A 15,941-nucleotide genomic window follows, 5' to 3' on the forward strand; every position below is an offset into this window, starting at 1 on the left:
TATCCCATCCCCCAGTTATTAGCTAATGTTTAAAAACTCCTCTATTGGATTTTTAATAAAACCTTTTTCTTTTAATAGTTCATATGGATGTATGTTTTGCTCTTTAGCTGCTTCGTATATTCCAATTAAACCTTCCTTCATCTCAAAGGATTTTTTCCTATTTCTATTGGTTTTCAAGGTCTCGTTAAGCTCCATTGCTTTCTTTAAAGCTTGAAGCTTTTGTGAGTTATACTCCTCATCAATTAATGATTTTTCTACTACTTTTTCACATACTTTTTTAACATCTTCCACGCTTAATTCATCAAAAATATCCATACCTGTTAGATCTAAAATTAAATTTTCAACTGTACTTCTTTTCTTAAGTTCTATAGATTTTTTTCTTTCTTTAAAGGATTCCTTAATTAAACCTGAAAGCTCTATATTCCCCTTATAGTTTCTTTCCAACTCCTCAAGATTAATTGATATATATTCATATTTTGCGATTTCAGATATATTATTATTTCTAAGCGCTTTAATCATTGGTTTAATCATCTGAAGGTCATTTTTTGCAGTCTTTCTAATAATGTCTACAGTTATTTCCTCCTTGCCTTCTTGTAAGGCTCTTTCCTGAGCTAATAGAAATAAATTAACGGCCACTGCTGTAATTCCTTGGCACTCATCATAAAAGACATCGATAAGTTTATCTGTTAAGGGTGTTATTTCTCTCAAACCTTGAAAATCCCATATAGACTCCAGGAAGAAATGCCATTCCTCACTATCTCGTTTCATTCTATCCCACATAATTGAGCCTTCACTGGCGGCTCTTCTTGCTTGCCTAAAGTTACCTTTAAAGATCTTTTGCGCCTTGCTAGTTCCAATTAATATAGTTGGTATTCCAACCGTATTAGTAAGTGTAACAAAGAAATTCAACATTTCTTCCATATCATTTTTTGTGTTTAATAGATGTTGTATTTCATCTATAACTAAAACACCAATACCATATCTCCAGGCCAACTTAGTCATATTAATTAACATTGTTGAAGTGACTCTATTTGAATACCCAAATTTCTCTAAGTATCTAGTTCCTAAAATATCATCTATTGCTGAAAAAAAGTTTTTACATAATGTAGATAAATTACCATCATAGGGACAGTCAATCTTAAGCCAGACTATTTGCGTTCTAGTAAGCTTATTTTCCTTATATTCAAAATGTTTAATTACTTGAGGATACATTAAAAGAAGTCTTTCAATGGCTGTAGTTTTTCCTATACCTGAAATCCCTATAATTGATAGGCTATCAGCCGTTGATCTTATATTGACTAATTCATCCTTTAAATCATTTTCTTTAATTGAGTTATCATCTAAGCCATTCAATATTCTTAAGTTCTGTAAGAACGTTTTATCTACTGGATTTCTGCTTAGATATCCACGTCTTATAAGGGATGATATCCTTCGTTCTAATTCAATATGTATAGGTAGTGGTTGAATGAAGTTTTTTGCTCTTTTTATTATGTGATATCTTAAATTATCTGGCTTGTTTCTATCTTTATCAGATATTTGTGGTAAAACCGTAAATTTTTCTATCACATCTTCCTCATTAAATATTGGTGGCAAGGCTTCAATAAAAGGATTATAAGCATATTCTTCTAATTCCTGTTCTTTATATACTGCTTCCTCAACACTTCCCTTGAGTATTGTTATCTTTTCCTCATCCATCACTTTTTCTCATTCCTTTTTCTTTTAATCATTTCCATTACTCTATTATTTCCCTTATTTTCTTGACTAAGGTCCTTTGGTCTGATCGCTTCAATAACTTCTGCCATCTCACTCTTATTATTTCTACTTTCTTCCTTCAGATTAAAACTCTCATTCTCCCTATTAATAGCCTTTTCTACACTTCTATTTCGCTTTATCCCTTTCAATTTCTCTGAAGCACTCTTACTATAATCAACATCTTTTTCTTTTATCTTCCTGGCTTTGCTAACTATCTTATTAATTTCTTTTTCCAGATCTATATTATTTTGATTTTGCTCTTTCATTTGTTTTTCTTTCAATTCTGCCTCAAGCTCTTCATTGAATATAATTTCTTCTAATAAGCAATCTTTATATTGAATACTGGCACTAATCAAATAACATTCATCATAGCTTAGACCATTATCAAATGGAATGTAAATTTTATTCATATTTCTAGGATCATATACTATTTCAATACTTCTAATTTTATTATTAATAAACCACTGTTCCTTAATGGCTTTATCTGAACTATAATATAGACCTTTGAACCTTATTCCAGCTCTTGATACACTTGCTTTTCCTCTAGGTAATATATTAAGCCTTAAAATTTCTCGATTTACAGTTTTCAACCTGCCTTTTCTATTTTCAATTCCCCATTTCCATAAATTTAATGGCGTAGGAGTTATTTCATCCTCAAGCATTTCTTTATCCATGGGATATTTATCAATTATTTTGCTATTATGATGCAGCACAATATTTATATATATTCTTGTAAACTCTTCTAAGGTTAAGGTTGCATCTAATCTATAATCTCTATCTCCGCGCTTTCTAAATTCTTTCTGAATAGCTCCTGGCGTTGTATGTTTTATTTTCTCATTTGTAGTCCTAAAGCTTCGCTCAACAATTCCCTTTAAATCTCCTCTGTAGGGTGAAGTGTTCTCAATTTTTATATTTAAATTATTTATTAAGTTTTCTACTGAATATCCTTCAAATTCTCCTCGATCTGCAATTATTATTTCAGGAATATGTTCGCATGGCCATTGTTCTTTTTCTATGTTTATTCCATACGCTTTACAATACTCCACCTTATCTTGAAGCATATTATCTAAAGCCATCATTGCACCAAGCCAGGAAGGACCTTCTAAACCAATATATATTCCTGTAATGAGTCTTGAGAAAACATCTATAATCGCATATACAATAGGTCTTCCTATAATTCTATTTCTATTTAATGAACTAACTAAATAAACATCAGCAATTGTTGCATCCACCTGAAATCTTGTACCTGGTCCATCAGTTTCTTGCTTTGAATTATTTAATAACTCTCTATGCTTAAGATTAAATTCTTTTTCACTTTCTCTAAAAGTAATATCTTTCTTTATGTCTTCATCTTTCTTAAACCAATAATAAAATTGATTATAGGTAGGTATTCTTGCTATATCCCACATCTTATGTTTGAGCTCATTATTCTCCATATAACTATCTGAATAAAAATCTTTTAGCATAAGCATATATGCTTCTTTAAGTGATAGCTTATTATTACTTCGATAATACTTGTTTATTGCTACTTGAAAATGCTTTTTAACTTCAGCTGTTATATTAATTCCCTCAACTATTTCACCATGATAGTTTGCTTTTTTAGGTCTCCCAACCTTATTAACTGATAATTTTCTTTCCTTACCTTTTGCTCCTGAATTAATGTAATCAGGCAAAAGTGCATTTTTGTTCATTCCTCTTTGCCAATACCTACTAAATAACTTCTTTACCTTTGGAACACTTATACCTATTTCTTCTGATATCCTTTCAAACATGATATTTCTAGACTTCTTTTCTAGTAGCTCTTCTTTATCATTAATCCAATATTTTAAAATAACTTTCCAATCTGAATCTCTTTTACTTATTTGTAATTCTGACAGATCCTTTTCATCAATTATTTTTGCAAAAGGATCTTTAATCAATATTAATTTTTCAGCATTAATTTCTTGTGAAATAGTTTCTGTTAATTCCTTTCTAGGCATTGAAGTTGCACCATCTATATTTACTATGTAAGTAAATTCATCTATTATATAAATAACTCTAATTCTTTCTTCCTTATTATCAATATATTTATATACAGAATTAATCTCCATCATATAGCTTCCACCTTCTTAATTTCTTCTTTTCGTACGCTAATAATAGGGATATGTTTATTAACCTCAATTTCTTTTGAAATATCTATTTGAATGATCTTATTTATAATTAAATATTTAAATATACTTAAGCCACTTCCTTTTTCCAAATCCATATCCTTATCAAACTCAAAGCATATTTTCCTTACAGTTCTTTCATCATCAACAATTCGTTTTATAAACTCATATACTAAATCCTTTAAATTTAAATTATCAATTTCTTGAAAACAATCTACTAACGTTAAATCTTTATACCCTTGTACAAAGCTTATATTTTTAGCTATTGTCTTATCGATTTCATGTTCAGTTACTATTCCCCAATTTATCTCTTTTTTCTCCCAGTACCTTCTTTCAATTTCAAACTTTTCAATTATTCTTTTATTTAAAAGATCATCTTTACTTTTTATGGTTCTTGCAACTTCAAAATATTCTCCATTCTCTTCAATTGTTACTAGAAAATCCGTAGTCATAACTATTGGGTCATTAGTTTTAGGATCTCTCGGATGTGTTATTCCAAGTTCCATAGCTATTGCCAAGGTATCTTCCAAAGGAAGTAACGGATATTGTTCCCTGATATCAACTACTTCGTCTGAAAACTCAAGTAAATAAAAATAATTTCTTTCCATATCAGACATTAATTCATGCTGCCTGGCGGTTTTAATTCCTTTTACCCTTGTTACCCTGCCAAGAGATGCAACATCTTGTATTCTTATCCATGGAAGATATTCTTTTCCTATGCCACTTCCACGACCTTCCTTAAGCATTTTATCAATATCCTTTGTTCTTTCTCTTTTTGCCACCTTATCACCTCTAATATAACAAAAAGCTAGACATTTAATTTGCTTTAAATGTCTAGCCTTCTAAGAATTACCTGCTATAATTAATTTAAATGGTAATACTAAACATTATGCTTAGTATTACCATTCAATTATTTTTTGATACGACTTTATTATAAATGATATAACTTTATTCAAAACGATACGACTTTGTTATAAACGATACAACTTTATTATAAAGCCACAAACACATCTTCTATTAATTTATACTTTATTCAACAGTAACTGATTTAGCTAAGTTTCTTGGCTTATCTATATCGCATCCTTTATTTCTAGCTGTATAGTAAGCTAAAAGTTGTAATGCAACTACAGCAACTATTGGTGAAACTAAGTTAAGAAGTTCTGGAATTCTAATTACTTTATCAAAAATTGATTCGTCTAACTCATCATTTTCATAAGCAATAGCAATTACCTCTGCTCCTCTTGCCTTAACTTCTACTATATTACTTACCATTTTTTCTCTAAGCGATCTTTGAGTTAATAAAGCAATTACCTTTGTTCCTTTTTCAATTAAAGCTATTGTTCCATGTTTTAATTCTCCACCAGCATACGCTTCTGAATGAACATATGAAATTTCTTTAAGCTTTAGTGATGCTTCTATACATAGTGCATAATCAGCACCTCTTCCTAAATAAAACACATCTTCTTCATTAGTTAAAAGATTAGCTATTTCTTCTATTTCATTTGCTTTATCTAAGATTACTTGAACTTTTTCAGGCACTAATAATAAAGCTTCTCTTAATTCTTTATCTAGTTCCTTAGTCATTAATCCCTTTAATTCACTAAAATACATTGCCATCAAGTACATAACAACTACTTGTGTTGTATATGCTTTAGTAGAAGCTACAGCTATTTCTGGACCTGCCATTGTATATATTACATTGTCAGCTTCTCTAGAAATACTACTTCCTACAACGTTAGTTATAGCTAAAGTTCTAGCTCCAACCTTTTTACAATCTCTAAGAACTGCTAATGTATCAGCAGTTTCCCCTGATTGACTTAATGTGATTACAAGAGATTTATTAGTTACTAAAGGATCTTTATATCTAAATTCTGATGCTATATCAACTTCAACTGGTATCCTTGCTAATCTTTCAATTGCTACTCTACCCATAAGCCCTGCATTATATGCAGTTCCACAAGCTACTATGAAGATTCTATCTATATTATCAAGATCTTCTTTAGATAACTTAAAGTCTCCAAAATTAATATCATTATTCATTGATAATCTTGAAGCCATTGTATCTTTGATAGCTTTTGGCTGTTCATTGATTTCTTTAAGCATGAAAGAATCATATCCACCCTTTTCAGCTGCATCTTCATTCCAAGTTACTTTGAAAACATCTTTCTTTACTTCTGTTCCATCACCGTTAAAGATTTTAGCTCCATCTTTAGTAATAAGAACAAATTCTCTATCTTCTAAAAGATAAATGTCTCTTGTGTAGCTGATTATTGCTGGTATATCTGAAGCAATAAATGTTTCATCCTTTCCAAGGCCTACAATTAACGGACTATCTTTTCTTACAGCTACTAGCTTGTCTGGTTCTGCTCCGCTTACTACACCTAGAGCATAACTACCTTCTAGTCTTTCAGTAGCTTTTACAACTGCTTTAAAAAGATCTCCTATTTCTTCGTAATAATAATGAATCAAATTTGGTATTACTTCTGTATCTGTTTGAGATATAAATTCATATCCTTCACCTTTAAGCCATTGTCTAAGTTCTATATAGTTTTCTATAATTCCATTGTGAACTACAGTAATATCTCCTTTTGAACTTTGATGTGGATGTGAATTAATATCTGATGGCTCTCCATGAGTTGCCCATCTAGTATGGCCGATACCAAGTGTTCCCTCAGCTTTACCTTCTCCTAAATTATCAGTTAAATTAGTAAGACGGCCTTTGTGCTTTTCGATGCTTACCTTACCTTCATTAACTACTGCTATCCCTGCTGAGTCATAACCTCTATACTCTAACTTTGATAATCCATCTACTAAAAAGGATTTCGCTGATTTACTTCCAAAATATCCAACTATTCCGCACATATTTATTCTTCCTCTCTTTTTCGCATATTATTTAATTTTTATTCTCCTTTTAATTTCATCCTAGCAAAACAAAAAAGGGCATAATAATCCTAGAAATTAAAATTAAAAGAAAGGTTTTAACACCAGACTGAATTTGTGCTGCAAATTGCTTTACAGTTTTACCAGCCGTTTACGGTAGTGCGATACCGTGGGGCACCCGCCGAAGTTTCGATACTCCCCAACCTCGTCAACTTAAGTGAAAACCTAAATCTTTGATTTAGTAGTTTGAACTTACCCAGTATAATCGGGCAAGTGAGACTCCAAATCTATGATTTGGTCAGTCGAACTTACTCAGCGAACGAATGTGAGTCGAGTTTCCTTTAAAAAGATTTACTTAGATCTTCATGTAACTTTAAAGAAAAGATTACTTCCATCTAAATTCTTTTTCAAAAAACTAAACCACTAAAAGTTCACTTACCTTCAAACTTCACTTAGTCCTGGCGCTTTTTTTCAATTTATAGCTTTAACTTTTCCTATATCATCGCCTCCATTTTTCCTTTTTTTATGCCTCTTTGACTATTTTATCATATATTTTTTAATTGTCTATATTTATATATATTTTAATTCTTACTTTTTAGTTACAAAAATATTATTATACAAAAATACTTAAGTAATTTATTAAAATTACTTAATTTATTTAACTTAAACAATCTAAGGCGGATTTTTTTTACCCGCCTTAGATGAAACTTTTATAATTTTAAAACATCTTCATATGCTTTTTCTATCTTTTCTAGTAATTCACTATCATCTATATTAGCAATTTCTGAAATAGCAGCTTTTATTCCTTTTTCCTTAATTAATTCTTGCAATTTTACACTCTGTGCATCTTCAGGATTATTATAATGAAGAGCTGCTCCTACACCTAATAATAAATTATCTATACCTAGATTAAATCTCTTAGCAGTCATTAATGGCTTGATTAATCTATCACTATCGCTTAATTTTCTAAGTGGTTCTCTTCCAACTCTTGATACATCATCTTTTAAATATGGATTTTTAAATCTTTTAATGATTTTATCTATATATTTAAAATGAGCATCTTTATCTAAATTATGTTTTTCTACTAATCCAAGTCCACTTTCTTTCATTGCACTTTTTACAATATTATATATCTTTTCATCAGCTATACTTTCATCTATTGTGCTATATCCTTTTAAGTTACCTATATATGCTGTAATTGCATGACCAGTATTTAATGTGAATAGTTTTCTTTCTATATATGCCATTAAATTATCTGCTAAGTTCATTCCTTCTATTGATGGAATTGTTCCTTTAAATGCTTTCTCTTCAACATTCCATTCATAGAATTTTTCAACTACTACATCTAAAATATTTTCACTCTTAACTGGTGGAACTATTCTATCCACAGAACAATCTGGGAATCCAACAAACTCTTCTAAATAAGCTTTTTCATCTTCATTTAAGCATTTTTCAACTTCAGCTTTTAATTGAGAACTTGCCTTTATGGCATTTTCACATGCAATAATGTTTAGTGGCGCCTTAACTCCAGCCTCTTTTCTAAGTTGTATCCCCTTAGCTATTGTTGGTGCTATTCTTGGTAATACAACAAGACCTACGGCTGTTGTTATAATTTCTGCTTCCTTTATTTCATTTAAAACTTCATCATTTATTGAGATAACTCCACTTATATTTTCAACTACTACATCTTCACATTCTACATCCATAACATGTATTGTATATGTTTTATCAACATTTATTTTGTCGATTATTTCTTTATTTACATCGGCAAAAACTACATGATATCCTGCTTTTGAAAGTAATGCACCTATGAACCCTCTTCCTATGTTTCCTGCTCCAAATTGAATTGCTTTCATATTACATCTCTCCTTCTTCTATAATTTCTATTATTTCTTCTGGAGTCTTTGCATTTCTAAGTCTCTCAACATTTTCTTCATATTGAACTGTTAGTGCTATCTTTGATAAAATCTCCATATGTTCATCGCCTTTTCCAGCTATCCCAATTACTATATATGCAGTATTTCCTTCACCGAAATCAACACCATTTGGGTATTGAGCTATAACTATTCCAGTTTCAAGGATTTCCTTCTTATATTCATTCATACCATGTGGAATTGCTACACCATTCCCCATGTAAGTTGTTACTTCCTCTTCTCTAGCTTTCATTCCCTCTATATAATTTTCTTTAACATAACCTCCATCTATTAAAAGCTTCCCAACTCTCTCTATTGCCTTGTCCTTAGATTCTGAACTTACATTTAATACTATTCCTTGTTTTACTAAGATTCCTTTTTCCATTTATTCTTCCTCCTCATTATTAATGATGTTAATTAGAAACTCTCTAATCTCCACCGCGCTGCTAAATTTTAATACTTCAATAAATTCTTTTTTTTCTATTAATGAAACACTTATTTTGCCGAGAATCTTAAGTATATAATTACTTTCAGCATTCCTTGCAAACATGACTATAAACGTGTCTACATCCTCTACTGAAAATCCTATACTTCTCATAGCTAAAGGTTTATTTATTCTATATACTCCTACAAATGGTTCACTGATTTCATCACTTCTAGTGTGTATAAGAGCTACATTAGTTCCTGGAACAACTACATTTCCATTTTCCTCACGTTTAAAAATGAGTTTTCTGATAACTTCTCTATTTTTCCCAATATTTATTTTGTGAATATCTTCTACTATGAAATTTATTAAATCTGTGAAAGCTTCACTATTGCATTTATTTACTTTAAGATTTTTAACCATAGTATTAGCCAGCTCATATTCCTCATCTGTAACTGTATTGTCAGGAGCTTCAGCAAATAATTTTAATTCTTTTTCATTATTAGCTTTAAACTCAGATATAAACTCACTGATTTTTTCCACATCTTCCTCATTCATGAAATGTGAAACTACAATTATATTATCTGCTTCTAAACTTACAGGAACTGTTGCTAAGATCAAATCATATTCGTTCCTTTTAACTAAATTATTTATATCATGCAAAGACACCACATCAATAGTTTTTATATCATTAAAGAGAGTTTTTACTTTATTGCATAATATTCTTGAAGTACCTATACCACTTGGACATACAACCAGCACCCTAATATCCTTAGACATTACCTGCCGTTTTTGTATAGCCACAACAATGTGCATAGTTATGTACCCCACCTCCTCTGGAGGAATTTTAAAATTATATCTTGAAAATATTAGCCTACAAGTACTATTAATAATCTTATATATGTCTCTATAGTTTTCTTTTATTTCATTTATAAGTGGATTTATTACTTTCAGCCCCAAGTTCAGCATGTAAAAGGTTTGTTTAAAATGTTGAGCAAGATCTTTTGCTAATTGATCATCTCCTGTAATATCCACATTCATTTTTTTTGATACTTCTTCAATGACTTCTTTCGATATATTCTCATAATCAATATCTGATTCTATACGATACTTGTTATTAAACAAATACTTATAATCACTCAGATATAAACATAAATAAACTAATTCATCCTCTGATATAAATATATTATTCTTCTCTAAGCTCTCGCCCAAATATTGTATTCGTTTGTATTCATCTACAGCTAAGATATTCGTTTTAATTTCCTTCGGTAAATATATACTTTCTCCATTTTGAGTCTTTTTTATTGATAGGAGTACTTGTATAAATAAACTTAGGTATTTTATATCGTTGTTTTTAAAATAATCTAATTCTTTATCCTTCAATACATTCTTTACTGAATTAATAATTTCATTTCCAAAAATAATATTAAAAAATACCTTAACCAACTGATCGACTTTTTCATCATAAAGAAATGCTAATAAGTCTTCGAAAGGTTTAAAATCAAAGAACAATTCTACTATGGCATTTCTCTTATTCCACTCTGATCCCTGAATACTTATTCCATAACTTCTCTTTCTGATAACGCATAGATTCTTTGAAATAAGCCTTTTTTCTATATTATCTATATCTAGACTTATGCTTCCCATTACTACATTAAATTTATGGCAAAAATATGATGCTTTTAAGGGCTCCTTACTAACCAAAAGTTCACACATAATTATGATTTGTCTTTGCTCCTTGCTAAATAACCAAGGAATCGGAATCATCTCTAAAGAGCTTTTGATTTCTTCTAGATTTTCCTTATTACCAGAAATACTTAAATTCATATCTTCATCATTAAATATAACTATACTACTTTTTTTAAGTTCTTTATTAATAGCATTTATTTCCCTTAAAATGGTTCTTTCACTTACATCAAGGTCTTTACTGATGCTCTTTATATTAGAAGTACCTTCATTTAAGATTGTACTTAATATAAATTGCTGTCTAGGAGTTAAATTATTCATATACTTCACCCGATTTACTTTATTATTTTTTATGCACTTCTTAGGTTATCGCATCTTTTAGTAATGTAAAATCTTTTAAGATGAATTATCATTATATCGTCATTAATTCTTATAATTTAGAACTTTTCAAAAATAGGTTTTCCTATTGTCTGAGATTAAATACGATACTAAAATAAAGAAGTATTATAACTAGTTATTTTTATTTTAATAATAAGAATCGTTAATACCCATTATTAATCTTTAGTAAACGTTACCACTCTTTTGGATATTTGCATTTTTTGCATATTCCTAATTATGGAATTAATTGTCTTAATGTAAATTTTAATATGTTATTTATCAATATTGAATATTATTGCTTCTTTCACTTATTATCTTATACTACGCATAATACGTTTTCAATTTAAACAAGTTCAAAACTGTGGTGACTTTTCAATGACAAATTTAAAGTTCAAAATTAATTATTATTGCATGAATATATTAGTTATGAATTACCAGAAATAGTCTCGCTTTAAAAAATTTTTAAATATATTCATATAAACTACAATAAAGGACAATTAAACTCATTGTCCTTTATTGCTATTTCATGTTTATTGTAACTTATATTATTTTAATGTGTTTATAAACTCATCATATTTACTACGATCTAAGAAGTTTTTAACTGTAATTATACTAGCTGCAGCTGATGCTGAGCTTCTTGCTCTTTCAACTAAGTTTTCTTGAGTAAATATTACATTAGCTTCTTTTGGAATGCTATCAACTGATGAATGTTTAACTTCTATGCCATTAATTCCAGCATCTTTTAGAGCCTTTTTAAGAATAGATTCTCCCATTGCAGAAGATCCCATACCTGCGTCACAAGCAAAAACTATTAATTTAACATCAGCTTTTGATACATTAACAACTGTTTCTTGAGCTTTTGCGCCCTTACTTTCTGCTTTCATTTCTTTCATCTTAGATTGAGCTTCATCAATATCTTCTCCATTATCCTTTGATGCTTTAAGAATTATTGATCCAACTAAGAAAGATACAATTGCACCTACAGCAACTCCTGATAAAACAGATGCATATCCACCTTTTGGTGTCATAGCCAATACTGCAAATATACTTCCTGGTGAAGCTGCTGCAGAAAGTCCTGCATGAGTTAATACAAAAGTTAAGTCTGCACAAATTCCTCCAGCTATTGCTGCTAATATTAATATTGGTTTCATTAAGATATATGGGAAGTATATTTCATGTATTCCTCCAAGGAAGTGAATGATTATAGCTCCTGGAGCTGATTGTTTTGCATTTCCTTTACCATAGAATGTATAAGCTAAAAGTATACCAAGACCTGGGCCTGGATTTGCTTCAAGTAAGAAGAATACTGATTTACCTACTTCTTGTGCTTGTTGTACTCCAAGCGGAGTCAATATTCCATGATTAATTGCATTGTTTAAGAATAATACCTTTGCTGGTTCAATGAATATATCTATTAAAGGTAATAATCCCATGTTTGTAACTATTGTAGCTAAACTACCTAATGCGTTTGAAAAACCTTGAACTACTGGTTCAATACAAGTAAAACTTAAAAGTGCTAAGATTCCTCCAAAGATTCCAGCTGAAAAGTTATTAACTAACATTTCAAAGCCTGTTGGAACTTTTCCTTCAAAGAATTGATCCACTTTTTTAATTACATAACCACCAAATGGTCCCATAATCATTGCCCCTAAGAACATTGGTATAGAAGCACCGATTACAACACCTATTGTTGCTATTGCACCAACAACTCCACCTCTATGATCATATACGATTTTACCACCTGTATATCCTATAAGTAATGGTAATAAATATTTTATCATAGGATCTACCATATTGCCTAAATATGCATTTGGCATCCATCCTGTTGGAATAAATAAAGCCGTAATTAAACCCCACGCAATAAATGCACCGATATTAGGTAATACCATACCACTTAAGAAGCTGCCTAGTCTCTGTACTTTTCCTTTTAGAGATGTTTTTTCCCCTGTATTAACAGTTTCCATAATAAAACCTCCTATTTATTCAATAAATTATTTTAGTATTAGTTCTTTCATTTATCATCTTAAACTATCGTGAATACCTTTTCAATTTAAACAACTTCAAAATTGTGCTACGTTTTCAATGACAAATTTAAAGTTTGAGTATAACCATTGATAATTCACATTTTTATTATGTTTTTTTCAACAATAAAAAATACCTAATAGATAAAAAGTATCTATTAGGCTCTTTGACATTTGTGCCACTCGCAATTATTTAAATACAAAATTTCATATTAATACATTATTTTAACAATCACGATTACTTCTCCATAGCTTCTCTAAATGATTCAATTAAATCATCTATATCTTCTAATCCTACAGATACTCTTATTAATGTATCTGTAATTCCAAGTTCTTCTCTTTCTTCTTTTGGAATCGATGCATGGCTCATTTTAGCAGGATATGACACTATAGTTTCTACACTTCCTAAACTAACTGCTACGGCTACATTCTTAACATTATTTAAAAATGTTTTAGTCCTTTCAAAAGTTTTAAACTTAAAGGATAAGACTGCGCCAGCGCCATATGCTTGTTCTAAATGCAATTCTCTTCCTTCCATAGAAGATAATCCAAGATAATATACTTTTTCCACTTCTTCTCTTGTCTCAAGCCATTCAGCCAATTTTTGAGCACTTTTTTGAAGTGCATCTAGTCTAACCTTTAAGGTTTTAATTCCTCTAACAAGAAGCCATGAATCTTGAGGCCCAAGTACAGCTCCAAAAGTGTTTTGTATTTGATAAATTCTATCTCCAAGCTCTTTCGTCTTAGTTACAACAAGGCCTGCAATTACATCACTATGTCCACCTAAAAATTTAGTCGCACTATGAAGAACTATATCCGCTCCTAATTCTAATGGCCTTTGAAGATATGGTGACATGAAAGTGTTATCTACTATTGTAATTGCATTATTCTCTCTAGCTAATTTGCTAGCAGCCCTTAGATCTGTAACCTTTAACAACGGATTTGATGGAGTTTCTAAATAAAGTCCTTTTGTATTTTGTTTAAAAGCCTTTTCTATTTCTTTAACATTTGATGCATCTACAAATGTAAAGTCAATATTAAATCTTGAAAATAATTTTGTAGCTGCTCTATAAGTTCCCCCATAAACATCTCCACAAATTATAATGTGATCTCCTGCTGAAAATATTGATAACACAGAACAAATTGCTGCCATTCCTGAAGCAAATGCAAAGCCACACTCTCCCCCCTCGAGTTCTGCTATTAATTTTTCTACTACATCTCTTGTTGGGTTTCCTGACCTTGCATAATCATATTTTCCGAAGTTCTCTATATCAAATTGATGAAATGTTGATGTTTGATATATTGGAGTACTTACAGACCCTGTTGTAGGGTCTATATCTCCACTTGCATGTATTAACTTAGTTCCAAAATTCATAATTACACCCCTCTTATTTAGTTAACAGTTAGCAATTAACAGTTAACAATTATTGATTAATTTGCTACGTAAATTCTTTAAATTTTAAAATTATATTTTTAAAAAGCCGTCAGCTTTTCTTTCTAAACTCTTAATTCTTAACTCTGAACTTAGTTAATCGCGTTGTCTAAGTCACCTATTAAGTCATTAATATTTTCTATTCCTACTGATAATCTCAATAGATATTCATCTACACCTAACCTTTGCTTGATTTTTTCTGGAATCTCTGAATGAGTTTGAGTAAATGGATATGTTATTAGGGTTTCCACTCCTCCTAAACTTTCTGCAAATCTTATGACTTTAACACCCTCTAGGATTTTAGGAACTAATGCTTTGTCCTTGACTCTAAAAGATAGTGTTGCTCCAAAACCTGTTGATTGTTTCTTATTTATCTCATATCCTTCTGAACTCTCTAAACCAACATAATAAACTTTTTCTACTTTAGAACTTTTCTCTAAAAATTTTGCTATCTTTATTGCATTTTCTTGAGATCTATCTAATCTTATATGTAATGTCTTTAATCCTCTTAAGACCAACCATGAATCAAATGGAGATAATGTTCCTCCTGTTGACATGTGAATCTTTCTAAGCTTTTGTAAAATTTCTTCATCATTTCCAACTATAAATCCTGCTAGTAAATCATGGTGTCCACCCAAAAATTTTGTTCCACTGTGAATTACTAAATCAGCACCTAATTCTAATGGCTTTTGATAATAAGGCGTTAAAAAAGTATTGTCCACAATTAATAGTAGATTTTTTTCCTTAGTTATTTCTGCTACTGCTTCTATGTCTGTCACCTTCATCATTGGATTAGAAGGAGTTTCTATAAAAACAGCTTTTGTGTTTTCTCTTATAGAGTCTAATATATAATTAATGTTTGTTGTATCAACAAAAGTTACTGTTATCCCAAAATCTCTATAAATGTCATCAAACAACCTATATGTACCTCCATATAAGTCATCAGATAAAATTATATGATCCCCAGATTTAAATAAGTGTATACAGGCATTAACCGCTGCAACTCCTGACGAAAATCCTATTGCTGCTTCCCCACCTTCTAAAACAGCTAGTGTTTTTTCAGCTTCTTCGCGTGTTGGATTTTGAGCTCTTGAATAATCATATCCTGTACTATTATTGAGTCCATGATGCTTAAATGTAGCTGACTGATATATTGGAAAACTTATTGCTCCGGTAACTTTGTCCCCACCTGATACCCCACTTACTGCAATTGTTTCAAAAGATTTTTTTAGTGCCATTTTCTTGCCTCCTTAAATTTATATCTTACTTAATGCTTTATTAGTTATTATTTAATATTTATTTATAAGT

The 15,941-nt window shown here is 30.3% G+C and carries 10 protein-coding genes; all 10 read right to left on the bottom strand.

Annotation, left to right across the window (positions count from 1 at the left end; genetic code table 11):
* Positions 1–18: 18 nt before the first annotated feature.
* The 10 genes from CLOBL_RS08895 to CLOBL_RS08940 all read right to left on the bottom strand — a co-directional run bounded on the left by CLOBL_RS08895 (position 19) and on the right by CLOBL_RS08940 (position 15,871).
* Positions 19–1,695, bottom strand: coding sequence for an ATP-binding protein (locus tag CLOBL_RS08895; protein WP_242953805.1), 1,677 nt, complete (start codon positions 1,693–1,695; stop codon positions 19–21).
* Complete coding sequence (locus tag CLOBL_RS08900) at positions 1,695–3,845, bottom strand: Mu transposase C-terminal domain-containing protein (RefSeq protein ID WP_077858693.1); 2,151 nt, start codon at positions 3,843–3,845, stop codon at positions 1,695–1,697. The genes CLOBL_RS08895 and CLOBL_RS08900 overlap by 1 nt, the downstream gene beginning before the upstream one ends.
* A complete protein-coding gene (locus CLOBL_RS08905; RefSeq protein ID WP_077858694.1) occupies positions 3,842–4,681 on the bottom strand; it encodes a TnsA endonuclease N-terminal domain-containing protein in 840 nt (279 codons plus the stop codon). The genes CLOBL_RS08900 and CLOBL_RS08905 overlap by 4 nt, the downstream gene beginning before the upstream one ends.
* 247 nt (positions 4,682–4,928) lie before the next feature.
* Positions 4,929–6,761 (bottom strand): glutamine--fructose-6-phosphate transaminase (isomerizing), encoded by a 1,833-nt coding sequence (gene glmS, locus CLOBL_RS08910; protein WP_077858695.1) that lies wholly within the window; start codon positions 6,759–6,761, stop codon positions 4,929–4,931.
* Between the two features lie 728 nt (positions 6,762–7,489).
* Positions 7,490–8,635 carry a mannitol-1-phosphate 5-dehydrogenase gene (locus CLOBL_RS08915; RefSeq protein WP_077858696.1) on the bottom strand — a complete coding sequence of 382 codons (1,146 nt, stop codon included), beginning with the start codon at positions 8,633–8,635 and terminating at the stop codon, positions 7,490–7,492.
* Position 8,636: 1 nt separating this feature from the next.
* Positions 8,637–9,077 (bottom strand): PTS sugar transporter subunit IIA, encoded by a 441-nt coding sequence (locus tag CLOBL_RS08920; protein WP_009167938.1) that lies wholly within the window; start codon positions 9,075–9,077, stop codon positions 8,637–8,639.
* Positions 9,078–11,123: a BglG family transcription antiterminator gene (locus CLOBL_RS08925; RefSeq protein WP_077858697.1), complete on the bottom strand. Its 2,046-nt coding sequence runs from the start codon at positions 11,121–11,123 to the stop codon at positions 9,078–9,080.
* A 602-nt stretch (positions 11,124–11,725) separates the two neighbouring features.
* A complete protein-coding gene (locus tag CLOBL_RS08930) occupies positions 11,726–13,144 on the bottom strand; it encodes a PTS mannitol transporter subunit IICB (RefSeq protein ID WP_077858698.1) in 1,419 nt (472 codons plus the stop codon).
* Positions 13,145–13,439: 295 nt separating this feature from the next.
* Entirely contained in the window at positions 13,440–14,576 is a 1,137-nt protein-coding gene (locus tag CLOBL_RS08935) for an aminotransferase class I/II-fold pyridoxal phosphate-dependent enzyme (RefSeq protein ID WP_077858699.1), read from the bottom strand.
* Positions 14,577–14,725: 149 nt separating this feature from the next.
* Positions 14,726–15,871: a PLP-dependent aspartate aminotransferase family protein gene (locus CLOBL_RS08940; RefSeq protein WP_077858700.1), complete on the bottom strand. Its 1,146-nt coding sequence runs from the start codon at positions 15,869–15,871 to the stop codon at positions 14,726–14,728.
* Positions 15,872–15,941 lie beyond the last annotated feature (70 nt).

Source organism: Clostridium sp. BL-8 (assembly GCF_002006495.1).
GTDB lineage: Bacteria > Bacillota > Clostridia > Clostridiales > Clostridiaceae > Clostridium.